This window comes from Shewanella sp. SM87 (genome assembly GCF_025653705.1).
GTDB classification, from domain to species: Bacteria; Pseudomonadota; Gammaproteobacteria; order Enterobacterales; family Shewanellaceae; genus Shewanella; species Shewanella oncorhynchi.
In genome coordinates, this window is the sequence record NZ_JAKKSC010000027.1 from 1 (window position 1) to 25,305 (window position 25,305).

Genomic DNA, 25,305 nt, shown 5'->3' on the forward strand with positions numbered 1-25,305 from the left:
CTTACGTCAAACGGCTCAATGAATTCTACTGTTTTGATTCGCTTTGCTCACTAAGAAACATCGCGTTTCAATTCATACTTACGTCAAACGGCTCAATGAATTCTACTGTTTTGATTCGCTTTGCTCACTAAGAAACATCGCGTTTCAATTCATACATTACTGTATGTACATATTACTATGAACACTCAATCACCCTTCCCGTAAGGAGAATGACTTGAAAACATTGATTTAAATTTTTGACTGCCAACCCTAAGGCTAAGCAGTTTCGATTAACTCAACACCTGTGAGTGTCCACACAGATTTCTTGTTTTATCTTGTTAAAGAGCGTTGACCACATACCGTTGCAGGCGGGTCGTGCTGATACTTCATCAGCTCAGGGTCGTGCATTTTACGCATTTCCCGTTTCGCGTCAAGGAGTTTTTTACAACTTCTTGCTGCCGTTGAATTAAGTGCTTAAAAGCGACTCAATTCAACCTAACTCGTCAGCTGGCTTTCGCTGTCTGCCGTGTCAGTGGATGCGCATTATAGGGAGATTGAGAAAGTCCGCAACCCCTATTTTTAAGATAATTGTCATTTTCTCACTGTTCGTTGGATATTTGACCTGACCCGCTAGTTTTTAACCTTTATAATGCTAAAAACCACTCAATTAGGGACTTTTCTATGTCAGGGCCACTCAGAACTTACCAAGGTATTCATCCTCAATTAGGCAATAACGTATATGTAGATGAAGCTTCGGTGCTTGTTGGCGATATTGCGTTAGATACTGATGCCAGTATTTGGCCTATGGTGGCGGCGCGTGGTGATGTTAACCATATTCGTATTGGTAAACGCTCGAACGTACAAGACGGTAGCATATTGCATGTAACGCGTAAGTCAGCTGCTCGTCCCGATGGTCATCCACTGATTATTGGTGATGATGTGACTATTGGTCACAAGGCTATGCTTCACGGTTGCAAAGTCGGTAACCGAGTATTAGTAGGCATGGGTGCGATTATTCTCGACGGTGCGATTTTAGAAGATGATGTGATCTTAGGTGCGGGTTCTTTAGTGCCACCGGGCAAGGTATTACAGAGTGGCTATTTATATGTAGGCAGCCCAGTTAAGCAGGCTCGCCCATTAACGCCAGCCGAAATTGCCTTTTTGCCAGAATCTGCCGACAACTATGTCAGACTGAAAAACGAATACTTAGTTAAGTTACAGAACATCTAATCACTTATAGCTAATCTCTTATAGTTAGTCGCTTAGTGTCACTATAGCTATATAAGAAAGGCGGTAGAGACTCATTGAGTCTCTACCGCCTTTTGCTATTCGCTGATTCAGAAAACTATCTGAGTTCGATAAGTTTAGCCTAAGTGTACTGCCCCAAACTCATCAAACTCTTCGGCTTCAATTAAGTCTTCCGCCATTTCTTCGGCATCAAATCTCACCGCATCAAACAATGCCAGCATAGCGGCGGCTTCATTGGCACTCGGCTGTTCAGAGAAATCATTCAGCTCGGCTAACTTATTCACACTGATATAGCACTTAATGTTCATCCCCTGTGACTGCGCGATAAAGCAGACTCGCTTGTGGGCGTCGTCCCAATATTGCAGTTCGGGAAAAAGAATACTTTGATTCATGCTTCCTACTTAGGCTCGGCCATTAGTTTATCCCTCAAAAGATTTAATACCACTTGAGTATCGGGCTCGATACCTCGCCATAGGGTAAAACTCTTAGCCGCTTGTCCGACTAACATGCCGAGCCCATCAATAACCTTAGCTGCACCTTGAGATAGCGCCCATTGGTTAAACGCGGTGACCGAGGCGCCATACATCATGTCATAACAAACAGTTTGGGTGGTGATGATATGCGCTGGCAAAGTTGGCAACTCGCCCGCAAGACTGGCCGAGGTTGAATTGATGATGACATCGAACTCGCCCACAAGCTCATTCATTTCTACGGCGGTGACTCTATTTGCGAAAGCACCGTTATCCACCGAAGTAAAGATATCGACCAGAAGCTGTGCCTTAGTGTGAGTGCGATTACTGATGATCATCTGCGCAATTCCCGCATTTAATAACGGCAGAATACAACCGCGCGCCGCACCACCAGCACCAATAAGTAACACGCGCTTATCTTGCAGGCTGCCTAAGTTAGCGATGAGATCGGCCACCAGCCCTAAACCATCGGTGTTATCACCGCGAATAGTGCCATCGGCCAATAAACTTAAGGTGTTTACCGCGCCAGCAAGCTTGGCCTCTGGGCTGAGACTGTCACACAGCGCAAAAGCTTGCTCCTTAAAAGGCACTGTCACATTCGCGCCCTTGCCGCCCGCATTGAAAAACGCCGTCAGTGAGGCTTCAAAACCATCGACCGGAGCAAGAATGGCTTCATAGGTTAATAACTCTTGGGTGGGCGCGGCAAATTGTCCATGAATGAACGGCGATTTACTGTGGCTAATTGGATTGCCAAACACTGCGTATCTGTCTGTCATAGCGATATTAAATTTTAGGTTCAATGGCTTTGCAGTCTACCGCGCTTTTGAGCCTAGGCAAGACGAATTATGTTCAACTAAATTTCACGTTGGGTTTCACGCTATAATGCGCCATCGGCTCAATACTCTCTATTTTAGTGAACGACTATTCCAATGAACTGGCTTAAAAAGATTTTTAGTAAACACACTCCGCCACAGGATGATCGCGATCCGAGTCAATCTAACGCCTATGATTTAATCGGCGGCGAACAGGTGATACGTGCTATCGCAAAGAGTTTTTATCAGAAGATGGCAAGCTCTGCAGAAACGACAACACTGCTTGCCATTCATAGAGCGCCAATTGCGGAATCAGAGCAGAAGTTGTTCGAATTTTTAAGTGGTTGGCTCGGCGGGCCGCAGCTCTATCAGCAGAAATATGGTCATCCCGCATTGCGAGCACGGCACATGCATTTCGCCGTCGATGAGGCGATGCGGGATCAATGGCTGTTTTGTATGAAATTTGCGATTGAAGAAAACATTAATAAGCCAGAGCATCGAGCCGCCATCTTTGAGGCGATTTCAACTCTGGCCGATCATATGCGTAATCAATAACGTGGATATGGCTCTACTTTTTATGATTAACGGCTAAACCCAGTCGCGGGGTTTGAGGTAGTTATCATACAAATCTGCCTCTGGGCTTCCCGCCTCTGGTGTATAAGCATATTGCCAACGCACTAATGGCGGCATCGACATTAAGATAGACTCGGTACGGCCGCCTGTCTGCAGGCCAAACAAAGTGCCCCTGTCGTAGACTAAGTTGAACTCAACATAACGACCACGGCGATAGAGTTGGAACTGACGCTCACGCTCACCGAACTCAGTATCTTTACGACGCTCAACAATCGGCGCATAGGCCGTTAAGAAGCCATTGCCCACGGCTTGCATAAAGCTAAAGCTTTGCTCGAATCCTGCTTGATTCAAGTCATCGAAAAACAGTCCGCCCACACCGCGAGTTTCATTACGATGCGGTAGGAAGAAATACTCATCGCACCATTTCTTATACTTGGGATAAACCTCATCCCCGAAAGGCGCGCAAATATCCTTAGAAGTCTGGTGCCACTCGCGCACATCTTCCTCGAAAGGATAATAAGGCGTTAAATCAAAGCCACCGCCAAACCACCACACGGGATCGGCGCCCTCTTTTTGAGCAATAAAGAAACGCACATTGGCATGAGTCGTTGGGATATAAGGATTATTAGGATGAATAACTAAAGAAACGCCCATAGCTTCAAAACTACGACCCGCTAACTCAGGGCGATGCGCCGTAGCCGACGCAGGCATAGCTGCGCCAGTCACATGGGAAAAGTTAACCCCTGCTTGCTCGAACACAGCACCTTGGGTTAATACTCGGCTAGTACCACCACCACCTTCGGCGCGAGTCCATGAATCGGCGGCGAACGTGGCTTGGCCATCCAGCGCCTGTAAACCAGCACAAATTCGGTTTTGTAGATCGATTAAAAACGCTTTTACCACTGCAACATCAGGCACACTCATCTTGTTATCCTTATTATTGGTTTGCTCATTGTCCATTTCGTAAAATCTTGCCGCTTCGCGCATCGATAATGGTCGAGGGCTGACGTTGTTCGCCGAGTTCACCTAATACGAGTGCATCAATTTTACCTGTAAAATCTGCGAGAATTTCATCGGCAGTTAATGCTGGATCTTCACCCGCAAGGTTAGCGCTAGTCGACACTAAAGGTTTATTGAGCGCGCGGCACAGGGCTTGCACCCCAGTATGGGCTGATACTCGCACTGCAATAGAGTCAAATTCACCACAGAGGTATTTTGAAACCTGCGCTTTGATTGGCATTACAAAGGTAAAAGGCCCCGGCCACTTGGAAAATGCAAACTCGAGCTGCTCAGCCGTTAATTGCGATTCATCAACATAAGCTAAAAGCTGCTGAAAATCACTGGCGACTAAGATCAGTCCCTTTTGCCATGGGCGCTGTTTTACCGCCAATAACTTTTGGATAGCGGTGTCATTATCTGGGTCGCAACCTAGGCCATAAACCGCCTCGGTTGGATAAGCGATAACACCACCGTTAAGCACAATATCTTTTATGTCAGATGGGTGCAGCTGCAACATCTTAGGATCACCTTTTGAGTATTGTCGATTTCAACAATCAAATTATTGGATAAATTCGAATACTGACCGCCCCATCAGCGGTCAGCCGAGGATTATACGCAAGCCACTTTCATCGGCCAAATATTAAGATGCAGGTCACACAATAAACTAAAGTGGTCTTTTGTATTTACAGCTTTTTTGCGGGCATTCTAAACGCATCCCAGCCGCACCTTTACGCTCGACTAAGATCCCAAAACCACAACTCGGGCAATCTTCAGCAACCGGAGGATAATTCACAATAAACTTGCACTTAGGGTAAGCACTGCAGGCATAAAAACTCTTTCCGAAGCGACTCGTTCTGTGCTCAAGCTTACCCGCTTTGCATTCAGGGCAAGGAATGTCAGGCTTGTCACTCGCTTGATCCTGTTTTTCAATATGCGTGCAGCTAGGGTATTGAGAACACCCAATAAAGATCCCAAAGCGCCCAGACTTTACTGCCAGTTCGTGACCGCATTCAGGGCATACAGAACCTTCAATCACTTGAGTTTCAATAGATTCGTGCTGCACTAAGGGTCGAGTGTAATTACAGCTAGGGTAATTATTACAGCCAATAAAACCGCCGTGCTTACTGTGTTTAACCGATAACTCGCTGCCACATTCGGGACAAAGTTCGTATTCTTTTTCCAGTGCGTGTTCGTGGGCACTAAATAATTGTTCATCAATCTTAGACATAATCATTCACCACCTGTCGTAGCGCATTAGGATATCAAGCGCAGTGCCATCAAGGAATTTATGGCATCAAAAAAGGAGGTCTTAGCCTCCTTTCTCTCATAATTCATCTTTCACAACAATTAAGAATGCAGTCGGCCTTCGGGCTGTTCGAAGATTAAATCTTCCATTTGCTCATAAGCGGACTCATGGCCAGGAGCATTAAACAGCACCATTAAGATAACCCATTTGAGATCTTCTAAAATCAGGGTTGGTTCATCCAACTCCATAACTCTATCGATCACCATTTCACGGGTTTCGACATTCAGCACTTTAACTTGCTCTAAAAACAGCAAGAAACCGCGGGATTCCACATCCAGCTTGTCCATTTCGTCCTTTGTATAGATACGAAACGAATGCTGATCGTGATTACAAAGATAAGGTTTATCCCCTTCTTGTAATTCAGCTAAGCGCTCCAACCAAGTTAACGCTTTTAAAATCTCGGATTGATGAAATCCGGCACGAGTGAGTTCCTTGGTTAACTCGTCTTCATCAACTAGTAGTTCAACTTCACTGTGAACATAGTTTTCAAATAGATACATGAGGATATCAAACATGGCTAGCTCCTCTTTACTCTGACGTAACCACCGGGTACTGCTATTACCCAACCTTGCAACTCAAGTTCAAGCATTTGTTCTAACACCAGATCTATCGTTTTTCCACTATGTTCAACGACTGCATCAATTGATGTAGTTTCATAACCTACACTAGCTAACAGAGACGAAAATGGCAAATTACAAATCTCGTCTTGCTGTATATGGTGGCATAACTTCAATTCTTCAAGGTGGAAAGCGGTTAAACTTGCCAACTCTTCCACTATATCGGCAGCGGTTTCCACAAGCTTTGCTCCATCACGTAATAAATCATGACAGCCTTGATGGTAACCACCTAAGATTGAGCCCGGAACGGCAAACACCTCACGCCCTTGTTCCATCGCCAACCTAGCAGTGATTAAAGAGCCGCTTTTGCGACAGGCTTCAACCACAAGAGTACCTAAAGATAGACCGCTAATAATGCGATTTCGTTTCGGAAAATTACCCGCAAAGGGACCAGTATCAGGCCAAAACTCGCTAAGTATACAGCCTTGCCGCTGAATATCATGATAAAGCTGTCGATGTTTTCGTGGATAAATGATCTCTATGCCCGTTCCTAGTACGGCAATAGTGCGCCCTTGATGGTCAACACAGGCTTTATGGGCCGCCCCATCAATCCCCATCGCCATGCCACTACAGATACCAAATCCCATTGAGGACATCTCAGCAGCCAGTTGGTAAGCGACCTGTAATCCGCCAGGAGAAGCATTACGACTGCCAACAATCGCAAGATAAGGAAGGGCTAACGCCTCTAAGCAACCTTTAACGAACAGGACGGCGGGCGGATCTGAGAGTTGTTTTAATAATGGTGGATAAAGCGGATCAGAGAAACAAAGCAGATGATGATCGGCGGCTTGCTGTTGCCATTCGAGGGCGACATCCACTTTTTGATAATCAATAACAAGGCTATGGAGCAGATGATCAGATAAAGGTAGCGCTTGTCTCTCATGCTCTAATCTTTGTCTGAGGTCGTCCACTTCCATGTGCGTTAATAATTGTTGGATCCGAGCGGGTCCTAGCCCAGATACAGCACAAACAACTAACCAATCGACCAAATTTTCAGAGATTATAGACCTCTTAAGGCTAAAGATTCTGGGGCGATTAACTTATCGTCGACACGAACAGGCCGCTCGGTGGAGACAATCAAACCTAAGCTCGCCTTATCAAACACTTTAAACACTAACAACTTACCATGATAAACATCCGGCATCTTAACTGCACGATCCGAAGAGACTGACGCCATTAGGTTATCATAGGCAGTACGTTCAATTGCAGGAACCGGCATACCATCATTGTTGATAACAATAACCTCACCATCACGATAAATAGAAAATACCACCCCAGGCTCGACGCCATCCTGAGTGCCTTTATCTAAGTACACGACATTCAACTTACCCGCTTCACGCAAATTTGATTCTGTCGCTAACACTAAAGCCGGTATCTTTAATTCCGCAGGTTTAGGAGTAAAGTAAGCTGACATCAAGGAATCACTTTCCATCGGCAATACTCTGAAGCCCGCTTTGGTTTCGCGAAAGCTCGTTAGCAACTTAATTTTTGAAACCTTACCAGACTCAATCACTTGCCCAGTAGACGACAAAATGGCTTCTTGTCCTAACGCTTCGCCTGACTCTTTATTGAAAAACTCGCGACCGCGTTCGTAAATACCATACTTTTGGTTTATTGGCAGTTCAGCATCAATATAAATCACATCACCCACAATATGGTGACGCGATGGACTTTCACCTGCCAGCACCATAGGTTGCTCAGTAAGCCAGTGAGTCTCGACGACCCGATTCTGCACTAAATATTGTTCAATCAAGGCTAAATCAACGGCTGGAATAGCATTACTCTTAGCAATGACACGTCCCTCGGGACTCTTTCTTACATGGGGTTTAGCACTATCGACAGTAGCACCATTACGCACAAGGCGGGGCTGACCATCAATAAATACTAGAGTGAGTTGATCGCCAGGGTAAATAAGGTGGGGGTTAGCAATCTGTGGGTTTACATCCCAAAGACTCGGCCATTTCCATGGGTCATTCAGAAACGCGGCGGAGATATCCCAAAGAGTATCGCCCTTTTTCACTACATATGACTCAGGATGCCCCGCCTTAAGCGTCAGGGTATCTGCGGCAACAAACGTGCAATTGAATGTCATTAACGCGAGTAAAATTAACCGTTTCATGGGTATTTCCATGTTGTTTAACTCTTAGTTTGAGCTTTTACTGTTATTGGTAGGCACTAAAGATTAAAATTAACTCATTAGCATCAGTCAGTATAACTAACTGGCAGAGATTTGACAGACTTGTTAAGAGTTTATGTATGACACTATTAAAAGTATTACAATTCCCTGACGAAAGATTACGAACACAAGCCACACCCATCACAGAGTTTAATGCCGAGCTGCAGACTCAAATTGATGATATGTTCGAAACCATGTACCAAGAAAAAGGTATCGGTCTGGCCGCGACCCAAGTTGATTACCATAAACAACTTATTGTCATGGACTTACAGGATGAAGTCGAACGACCCAAAGTGTTTATCAACCCCGAAATTATCGCCAGCAGCGGTGACTTCTGCAATGAAGAAGGTTGCCTGTCGGTTCCGGGGATTTACGCCAAAGTCGATCGCGCCGAATTTGTCACGGTAAAAGCCTTAGACAGGCACGGTAACGAATTTATAGTTGAAGCCGATGAGTTATTTGCCATTTGTATTCAACACGAAATGGATCACCTCAAAGGCAAATTGTTTGTCGATTATTTGTCGCCGCTAAAACGTCAGCGGATCAAACAAAAACTTGAAAAAGCGGCCCGATTGGACGCCAAAGAAGCATAGGATCAGATTTGAAACCACTCAACATCATCTTTGCCGGAACACCGGATTTTGCCGCTCGCCACTTACAAGCACTGTTGAACTCACACCACAATGTGATTGGCGTTTACACTCAGCCCGATAGACCCGCTGGCCGCGGCAAGAAACTGACCGCCAGCCCAGTAAAAGAACTCGCTATCGCCAATAGTATTCCAGTGTTTCAACCCGGCTCATTACGTAAAGAACCCGCGCAACAAGAACTTGCCGCACTCAACGCCGATATCATGGTGGTCGTCGCCTACGGCCTGATCTTGCCAAAAGTCGTATTAGATACACCGCGTTTAGGTTGTATTAACGTTCATGGTTCTATTTTGCCACGCTGGCGTGGTGCCGCACCGATCCAACGCGCGCTTTGGGCCGGCGACAAAGAAACTGGCGTAACCGTTATGCAGATGGATGTGGGTTTAGATACTGGTGACATGCTGCTTAAAACCTATCTGCCGATCGAAGATAACGACACGTCAGCCAGCCTTTACGAGAAACTGGCAGAACAAGGTCCCGTTGCCCTATTGCAAGCCCTCGAGGGTTTAGCAAACGGTACCTTAGCCGCTGAAAAACAAGATGAGGCCTTAGCGAACTACGCAGAAAAACTCAGTAAAGAAGAAGCCAGACTCGACTGGAATAAATCTGCCAAACAACTCTGGCAAGAAGTCCGCGCCTTTAATCCTTGGCCTGTGAGTTACTTTGAGCACCAAGGTAACACTATTAAAGTGTGGCAAACCCAAGTCAGCGAAACCACCAGCACAGCTGCTCCGGGCACTATTATCAGCGCCAGCAAAAAAGGCATAGACGTCGCCACCGCTGATGGTGTGTTAACCCTGCTGAGTATGCAGCTTCCGGGGAAAAAGCCACTCAATGTTGCCGATATTCTCAATGCTCGAGGTGAATGGTTTAGCCCGAATACTCGCCTCGCAAACGAGGCACAATAATCATGAACTTGCGCGCGCTAGCTGCGAAAGCCATCTTCGAAGTATTAGAAAAAGGCGTGTCACTGTCAGTGGCATTGCCTGATCAACAAAAGCATCTTGCCAGCGGCAAAGATAAAGCCCTACTTGCCGAGATCTGCTATGGCGTGATGCGCACTCTGCCGCAAATAGAAAAACGCATCAGTGAATGCCTAGAGAAACCACTTAAAGGCAAACAAAGGATTATCCACCAGCTCCTGATCGTAGGTTGCTATCAACTGTACTTCACTCGTATTCCAAGCCACGCCGCAATTTCAGAAACCGCCGAAGCCTGTCGCCAATTAAAATTTGAAGGCATGGTCAAAGTGGTTAATGGTGTACTGCGCAATATTCAGCGCCAGCTATCGCCGCTAAGCACAGAATCAGATACCTTAAGCTATAACACACCCGCTTGGTTAATTAAGCGCTTAAAAGAAGCCTATCCCGAGCAGTGGCAAGACATCATTCAACAAAGCCATGAACGCCCGCCCATGTGGCTGCGTAACAATCGCTTATCCCAGAGCCGTGCCGAATACCTCGCTGCTTTAGCCGAAATCGACATTGAAGCGAGCGAAGGCAGCAGTGCCGATGCCATTCTCCTAGCGCATCCAAAGGATGTCGCCACACTGCCACACTTTCATGAAGGTGCAGCATCAGTGCAAGATGGCGCGGCACAATGGGCGGCTACCTTACTAGCCCCGCAAGCGAATGAATTAATACTCGATGCCTGCGCGGCACCCGGTGGCAAAAGTTGTCACTTACTCGAACTTGAGCCGAGTATCAAATTAGTCGCTGTTGATTTTGATGCCAAACGCCTTGAACGTGTGCAACAGAACCTTGACCGCTTATCATTAAAAGCGGAGCTTATCCATGGTGATGCGGCCAACATAGACTCATGGTGGCAAGGCGGACAATTTGATCGTATCTTACTGGACGCGCCTTGCTCAGCCACAGGAGTGATCCGCCGCCATCCCGATATTAAATGGTTGCGAAAAAACCATGACATTGAAGAATTGGCTGAACTACAACAGCAAATTCTCGATCATTGCTGGAAGTGGCTAAAACCCGGTGGCACGCTTCTTTATGCCACTTGTTCGATTTTACCGCAGGAAAACCGCGACCAGATCAGTGCGTTTTTAGATAGAACGGTAGATGCTAAGCTAGACACACTTGCCCAGCAAAATTCGCCACAGGATATAGGTTGGCAAATCACGCCAGGACAAGACAATATGGATGGGTTTTATTATGCCCGTTTATTGAAAGCGACTGATTAGGAAGTAAGCAAGGCCATGAAAATTATCATATTAGGTGCGGGTCAAGTCGGGGGAACCTTGGCCGAAAATTTGGTGGGTGAGAACAATGACATCACCATTGTCGATTATGACAAATCCAGATTACGCGCCCTGCAAGATAAATATGACCTTCGCGTCGTAGCGGGCCATGCCGCTCACCCTGATGTTCTCAGAGAAGCAGGCGCAGAAGATGCCGACATGCTTATCGCCGTAACCAATAGTGATGAATGTAATATGGCTGCCTGCCAGATTGCCTATACCCTCTTTGGTACGCCGACTAAAATTGCCCGTATCCGCTCAGAACCCTATTTGGCGATGCGCGATAAACTCTTTATCGACAGTGAAACCAAAAATAGCGATGGTCGTCCCCGTGGCGGCTTCGTGATCGATGAATTAATCGCCCCTGAACAGTTAGTGACCGCTTACATCCAGCGACTCGTAGAATATCCAGGCGCATTGCAAGTGCTTGAATTTGCGGAAGGCCGCTTGAGCCTAGTGGCCGTTCGAGCCTATTACGGCGGCCCACTGGTGGGGAATGCATTAGCGGCACTTCGCGAGCATATGCCCAATATTGATACCCGGGTCGCGGCGATCTTCCGCCAAGGCCGTGCTATTATGCCTCGCGGAACAACCATTATCGAAGCCGATGATGAAGTCTTCTTCGTTGCAGACAGTCGCCACATTCGCGCTGTCATGAGCGAAATGCAAAAACTCGATAACTCCTACCGCAACATTATGATCGCTGGTGGCGGTAACATAGGCCTAGGTTTAGCAAAACGCCTTGAGCGCACCCACTCGGTCAAACTGATTGAGCATAAATTAGAACGTGCAGAAGCCTTATCGGAGCAGCTGGAAAATACCACAGTGTTCTGCGGTGATGCCTCAGATCAAGAATTACTGCTCGAAGAACACATAGACCAAACCGACGTATTTATTGCGGTCACCAATGACGACGAAGCCAATATTATGTCCGCCCTGCTAGCAAAACGTATGGGCGCGAAAAAGGTCATGGTGCTTATTCAACGCGAAGCCTATGTGGATATAGTGCAAGAAGCCAACATCGATATTGCTATCTCACCACAACAAGCGACGATTTCGGCACTATTAACTCATATTCGTCAGGGTGATATCTGTAACGTTTACTCTCTACGTCGTGGGGCGGCCGAAGCAATTGAAGCCATTGCCCACGGAGATGCCAGCACTTCTAAAGTCGTTGGCAAAGCCATTGGTGATATTAAGTTGCCACCGGGGACAACGATTGGTGCCATTGTCCGCAATGATGAAGTGCTGATGGCCCACGACAAAACCGTGATAGAGCAAGGAGATCACGTGATCTTGTTCTTAGTGAATAAAAAGTTTGTCGGCGAAGTCGAGAAGCTTTTCCAACCAAGTGCTTTCTTCTTCTAAGAACCTTAGTAAGCCAACTTATGCTGAACTTTAGACCGCTATTGTTTATTTTAGGGCTGTTTTTGTCCATGCTGACAGCTTTCATGCTGATCCCTCTGCTCCTCGCCGCATACAAAGGTGAGGAAACCGTGGGCTCTTTTATGGTGTCAGCATTAGTCACAGGCATTAGCTCAAGCCTGTGTTTACACAATGGCCAGAGCAAAAGCATTAACCTCAATATCCGCGATATGTTCCTGCTAACCAGCCTAACGTGGTTGATCGTAAGCCTATTCGCGGCCATGCCATTTACCCTTTATCACGGTATTGGTTATACCGACGCCTTCTTTGAAACCATGTCCGGCATCACGACCACAGGTTCTACTGTACTCTCAGGGTTGGATACTATGGATCACAGTATCTTAATCTGGCGCTCTTTATTGCAATGGCTAGGTGGGATTGGTTTTATCGTAATGGCGGTGGCGATTCTGCCCTTCTTAAACATCGGCGGGATGCGGCTATTCCGCACTGAATCATCCGATTGGAGCGATAAAGCAGTGCCTCGCACCCAAAGCATGGCTAAGTATTTATTCTTTATATATATTTTACTAACGAGTATCTGCTGTGTTGCCTATCATCTGGCGGGAATGACTTGGTTTCAGGCCATCAATCATGCAATGACCACCCTCTCGACTGGTGGCTACTCGACCTCAGATAGCTCAATGGCGGCGTTCTCCAACTCTGCACACTGGGTTGGGATTTTCTTTATGGCAGCAGGTGGCTTGCCACTGCTCATGTTTGTACAAACCATACAGCAAAGGGATCTACGGATTTGGAACGATGCTCAGGTCAAAGGCTTCTTATTTTTCCTCACATTTGTATCTTGTTCTATTGGCTTCTGGCTGTGGCAAACCCGCGACATTGAGCTTCTAGATGCACTGCGTTTATCCAGCTTTAACGTGGTATCGGTAGTCACCACTACAGGTTATGGCTTAACGGACTACGGTGCTTGGGGCGCCTTTGCCAATATCGCCTTCCTGTTTTTAATGTTTGTCGGTAGTTGCTCTGGTTCAACTTCGGGCGGGATTAAGATCTTCCGTTTTCAAATTGCTGGGGCCATTATGCGCGAGCAATTGAAACAGCAATGTCATCCAAACGGTATCTTTAGGGAACGTTACAACAACCGCATCATCAGTGATGATATCGTGCGCTCTCTGATCACTTTCGTACTGCTGTTTGTGATGGTGATTGTAGGCTTGTCAGTGATTTTAGTGCTCACGGGTCTCGATCCTATGACCAGTTTCACGGGCGCGATTACGGCAGTCACTAACGTGGGCCCTGGTTTAGGCCCGATTATTGGACCTGTAGGTAACTTCTCAACGCTACCCGATGTCGCTAAATGGGCGTTGTCACTCGGCATGCTCCTCGGTCGTTTAGAAATCTTAACCGTGGCGGTGTTGTTCCACCCGAGTTTCTGGAAGTACTAATTCAGTAGAGCTTAAATACTAAAAAGGCGCTTAACTTGTTAAGCGCCTTTTTATTAAGCCTGACCCGTCCTAAATAGCGGTAACGTCGAATAATTCCAATAGATGATCAGCATAAACTTTCACATCTGCCCAGTCGGTATAATCGATAACTGACTTAGGATCAGTTGGACCTTTAGTCATCTTCATAATCAACTGAATCGCCAATCTGTCATACCAAGGCCATGAAGGATAATCCACTTTGCCCGCAATAATTTTAAGATCAGCAGGCGTCCATGGCGATAACGCAATGAACTTTTGCAGATATTTATTATTTGCAGGGATACGTTTTTCAGGATTTCTCGCCACAACATTGACGCAGAAAAAACTGTTTGGCAATGCGCCCAGAGCCTGTGCATGCTGCTCAATAAATTGAAAAACGCTCTTATCATAGGTGCCATAGAGCACGCAGGCACCTAAGGCAACGACATCATAATCAGGCCAATTAATACAAGTCGCTGCAGCACTGTTGATATCGATGAGGTCAACCTTAGCGTCACGAAATCTTAATTGCTCGGCAATTGCACTGGCAATCTTGGCCGTATGGCCACCACGGGTAAAATAAAGTACGAGGACGCGTGTCATAGGCAATTTCCGATCCACTGAGTAATACCACCATTGTGGCAAGGTTACGTTAAATAAACCTCTGATAGGATCACAAATCAGTCGTATCTCATATTCTGAGATGCAAAAATTGAGATCTGCATTGCCGAGCAGTATGATTGCGTAAACACATGTGTTCAATTAGAATTATCTAATCAAAAGCGATAAAGTGAGTGACCTTATGCAAAATGACATAGATGTAGATGCAATGGTAACTAATGCGGAAAGTGCGGCTAAATGGCTCAAGGCCATAGCGAACCCTTATCGCCTAATGATTTTATGTCTATTACTAGACAAAGAGTTGAGCGTAACCGAGCTCAACGCCACAGTGCCATTAAGCCAGTCGGCCCTATCCCAGCATTTAGCCGTATTACGCGCAGAAGATCTCGTGGATACCCGTAAGAGCTCGCAGATTGTTTACTATAAACTCAAGAACGAGCAAGTCACCCAAGTGATTTCAATTCTGCATAGCCGCTACTGCGCAGCCTAACACTGCAAAATTAGCCTAAATTTAAGCCCTAACCTCTTGCAAGTGATTAGGGCTTAATGGTTTTTAATGTTGGCTAAAACGGTTACCGAAGGCATCGACTTTTGCCCAATCGGTAAACTCAAAAGTGCCTGTGATATCCGTTGGCCCTTTAGTCAACCACATGATAAAACGTATCATGGTCCGGTCGAAGAAACCGTATTTAGGGTAATCAATCTTGCCCGCAAACACTTCTAACAGCTGGGGCTGCCACAGTGAAAGCTTGAGAAACTTTTGCATATAAGGATTGGTTTCAGGCGTATTTTTTAAGGGTTTGCGCGCCACTACGTTAACGGTAAAAAAACCATTAATCTTAGTATCTAGCACTGCATGGTGGCGATTCACATACTGATAAAGCTCTGGTCTATGTTTACCATAACGAATACTGGCACCAATCAGCACTTTATCAAAATCCACTAAGCTCAACGCTTCCGCCTGCTCTAATGTGGCGAGCGAAACCTGCTCTCCCGCCTGTTCAGCAATCGTCTTCATTTTTTGGCAAATTGCCAATGTTTGGCCATCTATCGTCGAATAGATTATTAACGTCTGCATGATTAATTCTTCCAAAAAGTTGGCGTAAACAAAATCAGTAAGGTAAATACTTCGAGGCGACCAAACAGCATAGCCACGACCAATACCCACTTGGCTCCATCACCAATACTGGCATAATTGCTCGCTACCTCACCTAAACCTGGGCCTAAGTTGTTTAAGCATGCCGCCGTGGCACTAAAAGCCGTAATATCATCTAATCCCATCGCCATGAGTGCAAGCATACAAATCACAAACACCAGCGCATAGGCAGAAAAGAATCCCCAAACAGCATCAACCACGCGGTCGGGTAAGGCTTTAGAGCCAATCCTAATCGAAAACATTGCCTTAGGGTGAACGAGTCGTTTCAATTCACGTGAACCCTGTAGCAGCAGTAAAATTACTCGAATGACCTTAATCCCACCCGCAGTTGAGCCACCACAACCACCGATAAAACTCGAAAACATTAATAGTATGGGTAAAAATAATGGCCACAGATGGAAGCTATCAGTGCCAAATCCAGCCGTAGTGGCAACTGAAACTGCCTGAAATAAAGCATGATCTAAGGTTTCTTCTGGCGAATCATAAATACCAGAACGATAAAGCGTGAAGAAACAAATCGCTGTGAGAATAAGTTGAATCGCCACCAGCATCTTAAATTCAGCATCTTTAAAATAGACTCTAACGTTAATCCCACGTCGTGAGAATGCCGCAAAATGCACGCTAAAGTTAACCGCAGAAACAATTAAAAAGAACACACAAATAAGATTAATAGTAGGACTATCGAAATAGCCCATACTGGCATCGTGGGTCGAAAAACCTCCGATGGCTATGGTCGAAAATGAATGACAAATGGCGTCAAAAATACTCATGCCCGCCCACCAATAAGCCGTCGCGCAGGAAATCGTTAGCAGTAAATAGATATACCACAGTGCTTTAGCGGTTTCGGCTATCCGCGGGGTCATCTTACTGTCTTTCACTGGCCCCGGGATTTCTGCGCGATAAAGCTGCATTCCTCCCACACCGAGCACAGGTAAAATAGCTACTGCGAGCACAATAATCCCCATGCCGCCAAGCCATTGCAGCATATGGCGGTAAAACAAAATAGCCTTAGGTAGGAAATCGAGCCCGACAATGACAGTGGCTCCGGTGGTAGTTAACGCAGAAAAAGATTCAAAGAAGCTGTCTGTCCAGCTTAAGTCTGGCTGACTCGAAAAGATAAACGGCAAGGCACCAATAGAACCCAGTACAGTCCAGAACAGCACGACAATCAGGAAGCCCTCTCGCGTACGCAATTCTTCTTTGCAGTGGCGGTTTGGATACCAGAGCCAAAAACCAATAAATAGGCTAACAAAAAATGCCTGCATAAACGCCGTGCCGCCGCCATCGTTATACCAAACAGCGATCAGTGCTGGTGGCAGCATAGTGATTGAAAATAAACCAATCAGCAGGCCTATGATTCTAATTATGGTTTTATATTGCATTACGCGAGTTCAATTATTCCATTGGCTGTAAAGGTATTTTCAGCATTTGGGCTATTTTGGCATAATTTACGCAGGCATCACAGCTCAAACTCGGGCCTCAAACTTCCTTGACTCAGTGTCGCCAGTGACTCACAAAGCCATGCCTGTTGCTCTCGCCCTATCTCAAACACAATATCGACCGCTGCGGCAAATTGCTTATCGATGATCACGGCATCCACTTGCTGTAATAGATGCTCGACATCGCGCAACTGCGCATAATCACAATGCAACTTGGCGGGATACCGTAACTGTTTGAGTCGCGTCGGTAATTGAATCAAGCCTTGCCTTAAGCCCGACGTATAAGCCCGAACGAGTCCACCTACGCCTAGCTTAGTACCGCCATAGTAACGCACGACAACGGCGCCAACTTCGCCAATATGTGCCCCTTGCAACACAGCTAACATAGGGCGGCCTGCACTGCCAGCGGGCTCACCGTCATCACTCGAACCAATTAAGACGCTATCATCCGGTGCGCCAGCAACAAAAGCTAAGCAATAGTGGCTTGCGCCGGGATAGTCACGCTTTATGTCAGTAAGTACTAACTTTAATTTATCGACGCTATCGCAATGAAAGAGAAAAGAGATAAAGCGACTATGCTTTATCTCTTCTTCAATGACGATTTCATCACAGGGAACGTTATAACTTTCGAGCACGAATTCGCCCTAATCTATTTTCAAACATCAATCGGCTAAACCGAGCTCACGGGTCATGTTCTCGTTTCTATCTTGATGCACTATGACGTTATCTTCGATACGAATACCGCCAAAAGGCCTTAACTCATCAATCGTTTGCCAGTTGATCTGCAGGCCACGACTATCTTGTTTAAGCTCATTGAGCAAAGTATCTATGATGTATAACCCAGGTTCCATAGTCAGTACTTGGTTTGGCGCTAAAATGCGGGTGCAGCGCAAGAATGGATGGGCCTCGGGCGCCGCAATATGGGTACCGCGCTCATCGTGGGAGAAGCCACCCACATCATGCACTTGTAAACCTAACATGTGGCCTAAACCATGGGGGAAGAAAGCACTGGTAATGCCTTGATCAACCAAACCTTGGGCATCACCCGTGGCTAAATCAAAATCCAATAGCATTTGCGCGACTTTAGCGTGAGTCGCTAAGTGTAAATCAGGATAACGAACGCCGGGGCGCATCATGTCGATGAGCTCCAGCTGCGCCTTATTCATCGCAGCGATCAACTCATCGAAACGATTCTTCTCGAATGCATAGGTTCTAGTGATATCAGACGCATAACCAAAGTAGCTCGCACCCGCATCGATAAGAAAAGACAAACGTTTCGCAGGGCTTTGATGCTCGAGCGCGGTGTAATGCAAAATCGCCGCATTTTGATTAAGAGCGATAATATTGCCGTAGGGCACTTCATTTTCGCTCTGACCCACGGCAGATAAATAATGCTGTTGGATCTCAAACTCACTCGCACCGTTATAAAACGCATTTTTAGCCGCCAAATGTCCCTGCACCGCAATTTGGTTGGCGCGGCGCATACATTCCAGCTCATATTCAGTTTTAGTGGTTCTGTGGTAATGCAAATAGCTCATCACAGCATCGGGATTGCGACTGGTAAAACCCAGCACTTCGGCTACATCTAAATGCTCACCCAAATAAGCCCAATTAACTGTGTCTTTAGGTAACAGCTCAGCGACCTTATCAGCCTTAGTTAACAGCTTAATATCAAAATGCTCGGTCCAGAACATATCCGGCACATCGGATACTTTGTGCCAAAAATCCACAGGACGATAAAAAATCAGCTGCGGCTTATCGCGACCATTGACGACTAACCAGCAATTCGGATTATCTAACACTGGCAACCATGCCTTGAAGTGCGGGTTTGCTTTAAAGGGATAATTGATATCATCCAAAAACATCCGATGCGGCTGACCCGAATGGATCACTAAACCAGACAAGGCTTCTCGAGACAAAATCTCTGCGACTCGGCGGTTTAACTCGGCAATATGGGCACGATAGTGATGAGTCAACTGATCCATTTGTCATCTCCTGCAATGAATAAAAGTTAATATTATGAGCCAAATTTGCCCACATAATCTTAATCTGATCATGAACAACAGATTCAATCAAAACGTTAAACTGTCACTCAATCTAAAATACATGGCTGCTGAATAAAGAACATTAAAGCGATAACATCATGATTATTTTTAATAATTCTATTCAACCCTAGCATGGCTGCAGCGTTTAAACGTCTAAGGAAAACAGCCACAAAGACCTATTTATCCGCAAAGTGATTTAACGCATTCTAGGTGTTCTACACTCTGTGCAGTGTATCACAAAGGTGAAAAATCACTCTAGCCGACATGAAATTAAACAGTCGTTTAAATTGGGTGTTGTAATTTATCGAATTTCGAAGCACACTGGCACACAACTGGTCAAATGATGGCCGAAGCTGCTGTGAGATAGAGAGTCGTACTAGCACCAACACATAATGGTGGGTATCACTTTTAAGCCAAAAGGAAGCAAGCAATGATCTACCAAAGTCCTACAATTCAAGTTGAGTTACTCGAGGATAATATTGCCAAGCTGTGCTTTAACGCACCCGGTTCGGTGAACAAATTCGACAGAGAAACCCTCGCTTCGCTCGATGCCGCATTAGACAGCATCAAGCAAAATTCCAATATCAAAGCGTTAGTGCTGACCTCCAGTAAAGATACCTTTATTGTGGGTGCCGACATTACCGAATTTTTAGGCCTATTTGCACAAGATGACGCCGTACTACTCTCTTGGGTTGAACAAGCCAACGCAGTCTTCAATAAACTCGAAGACTTGCCTTTCCCAACTGCATCTGCAATCAAAGGCTTTGCCTTAGGTGGCGGCTGTGAAACCATTCTGGCAACGGATTTTCGTATCGCAGATACCACAGCCAAAATCGGTTTACCTGAAACTAAACTCGGCATCATCCCAGGCTTTGGCGGCACAGTTCGTCTGCCACGTGTAATTGGTGCAGATAACGCACTCGAGTGGATCACCACAGGTAACGACCAACGCGCTGAAGATGCACTGAAAGTCGGTGCTGTAGATGCCGTGGTTGCACCAGAAGCATTAGAAGCGGCTGCGATTCAAATGCTCAAAGATGCTGTTGCTGAAAAGTTAGATTGGCAAGCGCGTCGTAACCGCAAGCTGTCTGCCCTAACGCTGCCAAAACTTGAAGCCATGATGTCATTTACCACAGCTAAAGGCATGGTGTTTGCTGTTGCGGGTAAACACTACCCAGCACCAATGGCCGCAGTAAGCGTAATTGAGCAAGCATCAACTAAAGGCCGCACCGAAGCACTGCAAATCGAACATCAAGCCTTTATCAAGCTCGCTAAAACTGACGTTGCTAAAGCGCTTATCGGTATCTTCCTTAATGATCAATTAGTTAAAGGCAAAGCGAAAAAAGCGGGTAAGTTAGCCAAAGAAGTGAAAAACGCTGCCGTATTAGGTGCTGGCATTATGGGCGGCGGTATCGCCTACCAAAGCGCCAGTAAAGGCACACCGATTGTCATGAAAGACATTGCCCAGCCAGCATTAGATTTAGGCCTCAATGAAGCCGCCAAACTGCTGTCTGCCCAAGTTGCTCGTGGCCGTTCAACGCCAGAAAAAATGGCCAAAGTGCTGAACAACATCACGCCTTCATTAGATTATGCTGCGCTCAAACACAGTGATGTCGTCGTTGAAGCCGTTGTTGAACATCCAAAAATTAAAGCGCAGGTTTTAGCCGAAGTTGAAGGCTATGTGAGTGAAGATGCAATTATCGCGTCAAACACCTCAACGATTTCAATCAACTTGCTCGCTAAGAGCATGAAGAAACCTGAGCGTTTCTGCGGTATGCACTTCTTCAACCCAGTGCACAAAATGCCGTTGGTCGAAGTTATCCGTGGCGAGCACAGTTCTGAAGAAACCATCGCCTCTGTTGTGGCTTACGCCAGCAAAATGGGCAAAACCCCAATCGTGGTAAACGATTGCCCAGGCTTCTTCGTTAACCGCGTACTCTTCCCTTACTTTGCAGGCTTTAACGGCTTACTTGCCGAAGGTGGCGACTTTGCTGCAATCGACAAGGTAATGGAAAAACAATTCGGTTGGCCAATGGGCCCTGCTTACCTGCTCGACGTAGTGGGTTTAGACACAGGTCATCACGCCCAAGCCGTTATGGCTGAAGGTTTCCCTGATCGCATGGGTAAATCAGGCACTGATGCGATTGATGTGATGTTTGAGAACAAACGTCTTGGCCAGAAAAATGGCAAAGGTTTCTATGTCTATTCAGTCGATAGCCGTGGTAAACCGAAGAAAGATGTCGATCCAACGAGCTACGGCCTATTGAAAGCTGCCTTTGGCGAATTAAAAGTCTTTGAAGCCGATGACATTATTGCCCGTACTATGATCCCTATGATCATCGAAACCGTGCGCTGTTTAGAAGAAGGTATTGTCGCATCACCAGCCGAAGCGGATATGGGCCTAGTTTATGGCTTAGGTTTCCCGCCATTCAGAGGCGGCGTGTTCCGTTATTTGGATACCATGGGTGTCGCAAACTTTGTAGCCTTAGCAGACAAATATGCTCACTTGGGCGGTCTGTATCAAGTCACAGATGCGATGCGTACATTAGCAGCCAATAACGGTAGCTACTACCAAGCCTAATTAGCGGGAAAGGAATTTAATCATGAAACAAGCTGTTATCGTAGACTGCATCCGTACTCCGATGGGCCGCTCAAAGGCTGGCGTATTTCGTAATGTACGTGCAGAAACTCTGTCTGCCGAATTGATGAAAGGTCTGTTGCTGCGTAATCCGCAACTCGACCCAAACCTAATTGAAGACGTGATTTGGGGTTGTGTGCAACAAACCCTAGAGCAAGGCTTCAACATTGCCCGTAATGCTTCACTATTAGCCGGCATTCCAAAGACCGCTGGCGCTGTGACGGTTAACCGCCTATGTGGTTCATCAATGGATGCAATCCATCAAGCTGCGCGTGCAATCATGACTGGCATGGGCGACACCTTTATTATTGGTGGCGTAGAACACATGGGCCATGTGCCGATGAGCCATGGTGTCGACTTCCACCCAGGTCTTGCTAATAACGTGGCAAAAGCCTCTGGCATGATGGGGTTAACTGCTGAAATGCTGGGTAAACTGCACGGTATTACCCGTGAACAGCAAGATGCTTTTGCAGTACGTTCTCATCAACGTGCTTATGCTGCGACGATTGAAGGCCGTTTTGCCAAGGAAATCTATGGCATTGAAGGTCACGATGCTAACGGTGCCTTAATTAAAGTACTGCAAGACGAAGTCATTCGCCCAGAAACCACAATGGAATCTCTAGCAGCACTACGTCCGGTATTTGATCCAGTCAACGGTACTGTCACTGCGGGTACTTCTTCTGCACTGTCTGATGGCGCTTCAGCCATGTTGATCATGGAAGAATCTAAAGCGCGCGCACTTGGCTTACCAATTCGTGCACGTATTCGCTCTATGGCGGTTTCGGGTTGTGATGCGGCTATCATGGGTTACGGCCCAGTGCCAGCCACGCAAAAAGCGCTGGCTCGTGCTGGTATCACAGTTGCCGATTTAGATGTGATTGAACTGAACGAAGCGTTTGCAGCTCAGTCTTTACCTTGTGTAAAAGATTTAGGCTTAGCGGATGTGGTTGACGACAAAATCAACCTCAACGGCGGTGCGATTGCATTAGGTCACCCACTGGGTTGTTCAGGTGCGCGTATCTCTACGACGCTGATCAACTTGATGGAAGACAAAGACGCGACCTTAGGTTTAGCGACCATGTGTATTGGTTTAGGCCAAGGTATCGCCACTGTGTTCGAACGTGTTTAATTCGTTAATCAAATAATTATCAAAGCCGGAACTTGTTCCGGCTTTTTTATGCCAAATCTTCTGCCATCGTAAATATTAATATTTCTCATTTCTTCTGCTGTTCATTTGAAAATCAGTCCGTTATCGACTTAACTACAAGGGCATTACTGGCTATTGTGGACGACAAGTGGCAGCAATCATCAGCCAAATCTAGGCAGTGTAGTGCAAGGATGCAATTCGTTGTTTTACCAGAGGTAATGCCAGATGCTACAAACGGAACAGACCCTTTTCGAACAAATGCGGATCACTGAGCTGGAAATCGAGTCTCGTAAGGCGCTCTTCTCTTTTACTGGGGCGGACGTAAAGGCCCTGCAATCCTTTAAGCCCATCATTGAAGAAAACATAGATAAAATCGTCGACGACTTTTACGGCTTACAAACCAGTGTGTCAGAAATTGCGCTCTTGATTGGAGACTCAGACACCCTTGCCCGCCTACGTACCGCACAGAGAAGATATGTGCTTGATTTATTTAATGGTGTTTATGATCTTGAGTACGTAAACAATCGCCTGCGGATTGGGTTAGTCCATAAACGCATTGGTGTTGAGCCCAAACTTTACCTGTCTGCGGTGCACACACTCAAGGAGTTGATCTATGCAGTGATCAACAGCTCAGTACAAGATGTACGTCAAGCCGAACGTATTCGAGCCGCAATTGATAAACTGGTGCTGTTTGATGTCACACTAGTATTCGATACTTATATTCGCAGCTTAGTCTCCGAGATTGAGAACGCTAAGGATAAGGCCGAGAAATATGCCCAAAGTATGGAAAGCAAAGTCAAAGAGCGAACGCAGCAGTTAGAAGAACTCTCGCAAACCGATCCCTTAACAGGTTTACTCAATGTAAGGCACTTGCAAGAAACCGCAACTCGCATACTCAGAGCAGCCCAAAGACGCGCCGAGCCAGTATGTGTCATCTACTTAGATGTAGATGATTTTAAATTATTTAATGACACTCAAGGCCATAGATCAGGTGATGAAGTACTTTGTGCTGTCGCAAAAGCGATTAAAGAAACCACTCGTGCTGAAGATCATTGTTTTCGATATGGTGGAGATGAGTTCTGTATCATCATGCCTAACTGTCGTGAGGAACAAGCTCGAGAGAATTTCATCACTCGGTTTAATCAAAAAATAAAACTCAGTCTAAACAATATTTCCTTAAGCTTTGGCATTACAGATACTGGCCCCTATGAATATGAAGAAGCCAATAGCTTAATTCATAAAGCCGATCAAAAAATGTATAGCTACAAACGGGCGTCCAAATTGCAGCAACAAACTATGGCGGCAGCAAATGATTTAGCACCAGAGAATAGTACAGCTGTCATCCATCCGATCTCTCAATCTCAAAGCGCTGCTGATAAAGCCGTTGAGTAATGTTAATTATCATAAGCCATAAGTTTGTTCCACGTGGAACATTTTATCTCTAGCTTTGGTAACGACAAAAAGCACACCAATCAAACCACATCACAAATTGAGACCACCAACTTGGTTTATCATGGGGGCTGGAGTAACATTAGCTAATTCTGCTTAACCGTTCAGTAGAGGTAATATGAACGACGCTTTCTCAACCGCACAGCATAGGCTCGATGCAATAGGCTTACGTTGCCCAGAACCTGTAATGATGGTGCGTAAAACGGTAAGACAAATGGCTGCAGGCGAGACACTGCTGATCATTGCCGATGACCCTGCAACGACACGCGATATTCCAAGCTTCTGTGAGTTTATGGATCACACCCTTATCGCCAGCGAAACGGCTCAGACGCCATACCAATATTTGATCAAAAAAGGACTTTAAGTCGTATCGTTTTAGCGACTTAATCATTAAAAAAGGATGTGAGGAACTATGCCAAAACTGCTGGCAATTGCCTATAAAACTGTAAAGCGCGGCCCAATGAATGAGGTTCTCTGTGCCAATGTCACCCAGTTAAATGGTGTAGAGAAAGATGTATTTGGTCGTCCAGGCAAACGCCAAGTCACTGTGCTTTCCAAACTACAATGGCAACAAGCCTGTCGTGCTATCGAGGCAGAATTGCCTTGGACGACTCGCAGAGCAAATCTGCTCGTTGATGGTCTAGTATTTAGCAGTGCAGATGTTGGTAAACATTTACAGATTGGTGAGTTACTACTTGAAATTACAGGTGAGACCGATCCTTGTAAAAAAATGGAAATTGCACATGTTGGTTTAGAAGCCGCACTCACCCCAGATTGGCGAGGAGGTGTAACATGCAGGGTATTGAATGACGCTATGATCCACTTAGGTGATGAGATAGCAATTTTCTTTCCTAGCTAATCCAATCAGCCTATCTCA

Annotated in this window: 26 protein-coding genes; 13 read left to right on the forward strand and 13 right to left on the reverse strand. The window is 46.0% G+C overall.

What is annotated here, in order from left to right:
- The first annotated feature begins 660 nt into the window (after positions 1-660).
- A complete protein-coding gene (locus L5M11_RS18155) occupies positions 661-1,209 on the forward strand; it encodes a gamma carbonic anhydrase family protein (RefSeq protein ID WP_263186021.1) in 549 nt (182 codons plus the stop codon).
- A 134-nt stretch (positions 1,210-1,343) separates the two neighbouring features.
- Here L5M11_RS18155 and L5M11_RS18160 read toward each other — a convergent pair whose 3' ends face one another.
- The gene (locus tag L5M11_RS18160; RefSeq protein ID WP_113941387.1) at positions 1,344-1,619 is read right to left on the reverse strand and encodes a DUF1488 domain-containing protein; all 276 of its coding nucleotides are present in this window, start codon (positions 1,617-1,619) and stop codon (positions 1,344-1,346) included.
- A gap of 5 nt (positions 1,620-1,624) precedes the next feature.
- Positions 1,625-2,473, reverse strand: coding sequence for a shikimate dehydrogenase (aroE, locus tag L5M11_RS18165; protein WP_113941388.1), 849 nt, complete (start codon positions 2,471-2,473; stop codon positions 1,625-1,627).
- Positions 2,474-2,626: 153 nt separating this feature from the next.
- On the opposite strand from aroE, the gene L5M11_RS18170 reads away from it, so the two are divergent.
- Entirely contained in the window at positions 2,627-3,064 is a 438-nt protein-coding gene (locus tag L5M11_RS18170) for a group II truncated hemoglobin (RefSeq protein ID WP_263192904.1), read from the forward strand.
- Between the two features lie 33 nt (positions 3,065-3,097).
- Here the strand turns inward: L5M11_RS18170 and hemF are convergent, their stop codons facing one another.
- From hemF to L5M11_RS18200, 6 genes are all read right to left on the reverse strand, one after another.
- Positions 3,098-4,006: an oxygen-dependent coproporphyrinogen oxidase gene (gene hemF, locus L5M11_RS18175; RefSeq protein ID WP_263192905.1), complete on the reverse strand. Its 909-nt coding sequence runs from the start codon at positions 4,004-4,006 to the stop codon at positions 3,098-3,100.
- Between the two features lie 25 nt (positions 4,007-4,031).
- Positions 4,032-4,598 (reverse strand): L-threonylcarbamoyladenylate synthase, encoded by a 567-nt coding sequence (locus L5M11_RS18180; protein ID WP_105250832.1) that lies wholly within the window; start codon positions 4,596-4,598, stop codon positions 4,032-4,034.
- Positions 4,599-4,745: 147 nt separating this feature from the next.
- Positions 4,746-5,309, reverse strand: a complete 564-nt coding sequence (locus L5M11_RS18185; protein WP_263192907.1) for a type I DNA topoisomerase — start codon at positions 5,307-5,309, stop codon at positions 4,746-4,748.
- Positions 5,310-5,428: 119 nt separating this feature from the next.
- Complete coding sequence (locus tag L5M11_RS18190) at positions 5,429-5,902, reverse strand: DUF494 family protein (RefSeq protein ID WP_006083793.1); 474 nt, start codon at positions 5,900-5,902, stop codon at positions 5,429-5,431.
- 2 nt (positions 5,903-5,904) lie between these two features.
- Complete coding sequence (gene dprA / locus L5M11_RS18195) at positions 5,905-6,921, reverse strand: DNA-processing protein DprA (RefSeq protein ID WP_168827568.1); 1,017 nt, start codon at positions 6,919-6,921, stop codon at positions 5,905-5,907.
- An 83-nt stretch (positions 6,922-7,004) separates the two neighbouring features.
- Positions 7,005-8,135, reverse strand: coding sequence for a LysM peptidoglycan-binding domain-containing protein (locus L5M11_RS18200; RefSeq protein WP_131524499.1), 1,131 nt, complete (start codon positions 8,133-8,135; stop codon positions 7,005-7,007).
- A 125-nt stretch (positions 8,136-8,260) separates the two neighbouring features.
- On the opposite strand from L5M11_RS18200, the gene def reads away from it, so the two are divergent.
- Genes def through L5M11_RS18225 form a run of 5 tightly spaced genes read left to right on the forward strand, consistent with a single transcriptional unit; the run spans position 8,261 to position 13,915 of the window.
- Positions 8,261-8,773, forward strand: coding sequence for a peptide deformylase (def, locus tag L5M11_RS18205; protein ID WP_206766142.1), 513 nt, complete (start codon positions 8,261-8,263; stop codon positions 8,771-8,773).
- A gap of 8 nt (positions 8,774-8,781) precedes the next feature.
- A complete protein-coding gene (gene fmt, locus L5M11_RS18210) occupies positions 8,782-9,738 on the forward strand; it encodes a methionyl-tRNA formyltransferase (RefSeq protein ID WP_131524501.1) in 957 nt (318 codons plus the stop codon).
- Positions 9,739-9,740: 2 nt separating this feature from the next.
- Positions 9,741-11,027, forward strand: a complete 1,287-nt coding sequence (gene rsmB, locus L5M11_RS18215) for a 16S rRNA (cytosine(967)-C(5))-methyltransferase RsmB (protein WP_173248514.1) — start codon at positions 9,741-9,743, stop codon at positions 11,025-11,027.
- Between the two features lie 15 nt (positions 11,028-11,042).
- Positions 11,043-12,452, forward strand: a complete 1,410-nt coding sequence (gene trkA / locus L5M11_RS18220; protein WP_105250826.1) for a Trk system potassium transporter TrkA — start codon at positions 11,043-11,045, stop codon at positions 12,450-12,452.
- A gap of 20 nt (positions 12,453-12,472) precedes the next feature.
- Entirely contained in the window at positions 12,473-13,915 is a 1,443-nt protein-coding gene (locus L5M11_RS18225) for a TrkH family potassium uptake protein (protein WP_263192908.1), read from the forward strand.
- A 69-nt stretch (positions 13,916-13,984) separates the two neighbouring features.
- Here the strand turns inward: L5M11_RS18225 and hemG (L5M11_RS18230) are convergent, their stop codons facing one another.
- Positions 13,985-14,536 carry a menaquinone-dependent protoporphyrinogen IX dehydrogenase gene (gene hemG / locus L5M11_RS18230; RefSeq protein WP_263192909.1) on the reverse strand — a complete coding sequence of 184 codons (552 nt, stop codon included), beginning with the start codon at positions 14,534-14,536 and terminating at the stop codon, positions 13,985-13,987.
- A gap of 199 nt (positions 14,537-14,735) precedes the next feature.
- On the opposite strand from hemG (L5M11_RS18230), the gene L5M11_RS18235 reads away from it, so the two are divergent.
- Positions 14,736-15,044, forward strand: coding sequence for an ArsR/SmtB family transcription factor (locus tag L5M11_RS18235; RefSeq protein WP_105250823.1), 309 nt, complete (start codon positions 14,736-14,738; stop codon positions 15,042-15,044).
- A gap of 63 nt (positions 15,045-15,107) precedes the next feature.
- Here L5M11_RS18235 and hemG (L5M11_RS18240) read toward each other — a convergent pair whose 3' ends face one another.
- The 4 genes from hemG (L5M11_RS18240) to pepQ all read right to left on the reverse strand — a co-directional run bounded on the left by hemG (L5M11_RS18240) (position 15,108) and on the right by pepQ (position 19,134).
- A complete protein-coding gene (hemG, locus tag L5M11_RS18240) occupies positions 15,108-15,632 on the reverse strand; it encodes a menaquinone-dependent protoporphyrinogen IX dehydrogenase (RefSeq protein WP_219252093.1) in 525 nt (174 codons plus the stop codon).
- A 2-nt stretch (positions 15,633-15,634) separates the two neighbouring features.
- On the reverse strand, positions 15,635-17,092 hold the full coding sequence (locus tag L5M11_RS18245) for a TrkH family potassium uptake protein (protein ID WP_105250821.1): 1,458 nt from the start codon (positions 17,090-17,092) through the stop codon (positions 15,635-15,637).
- A 77-nt stretch (positions 17,093-17,169) separates the two neighbouring features.
- Positions 17,170-17,784 carry a YigZ family protein gene (locus L5M11_RS18250; protein WP_263186032.1) on the reverse strand — a complete coding sequence of 205 codons (615 nt, stop codon included), beginning with the start codon at positions 17,782-17,784 and terminating at the stop codon, positions 17,170-17,172.
- 27 nt (positions 17,785-17,811) lie between these two features.
- Positions 17,812-19,134, reverse strand: a complete 1,323-nt coding sequence (gene pepQ / locus L5M11_RS18255; protein ID WP_263186034.1) for a Xaa-Pro dipeptidase — start codon at positions 19,132-19,134, stop codon at positions 17,812-17,814.
- Between the two features lie 490 nt (positions 19,135-19,624).
- Here pepQ and fadB point away from each other — a divergent pair, with 490 nt between their 5' ends.
- The 5 genes from fadB to L5M11_RS18280 all read left to right on the forward strand — a co-directional run bounded on the left by fadB (position 19,625) and on the right by L5M11_RS18280 (position 25,287).
- A complete protein-coding gene (gene fadB, locus L5M11_RS18260; RefSeq protein WP_263186036.1) occupies positions 19,625-21,775 on the forward strand; it encodes a fatty acid oxidation complex subunit alpha FadB in 2,151 nt (716 codons plus the stop codon).
- 22 nt (positions 21,776-21,797) lie between these two features.
- Positions 21,798-22,961, forward strand: coding sequence for an acetyl-CoA C-acyltransferase FadA (gene fadA / locus L5M11_RS18265; protein ID WP_263192910.1), 1,164 nt, complete (start codon positions 21,798-21,800; stop codon positions 22,959-22,961).
- Between the two features lie 243 nt (positions 22,962-23,204).
- Positions 23,205-24,371: a diguanylate cyclase domain-containing protein gene (locus tag L5M11_RS18270; protein ID WP_131524506.1), complete on the forward strand. Its 1,167-nt coding sequence runs from the start codon at positions 23,205-23,207 to the stop codon at positions 24,369-24,371.
- A 175-nt stretch (positions 24,372-24,546) separates the two neighbouring features.
- Positions 24,547-24,792 (forward strand): sulfurtransferase TusA, encoded by a 246-nt coding sequence (tusA, locus tag L5M11_RS18275; RefSeq protein ID WP_168827595.1) that lies wholly within the window; start codon positions 24,547-24,549, stop codon positions 24,790-24,792.
- Positions 24,793-24,840: 48 nt separating this feature from the next.
- Positions 24,841-25,287 carry an MOSC domain-containing protein gene (locus tag L5M11_RS18280; RefSeq protein WP_168827597.1) on the forward strand — a complete coding sequence of 149 codons (447 nt, stop codon included), beginning with the start codon at positions 24,841-24,843 and terminating at the stop codon, positions 25,285-25,287.
- Positions 25,288-25,305: the final 18 nt, after the last annotated feature.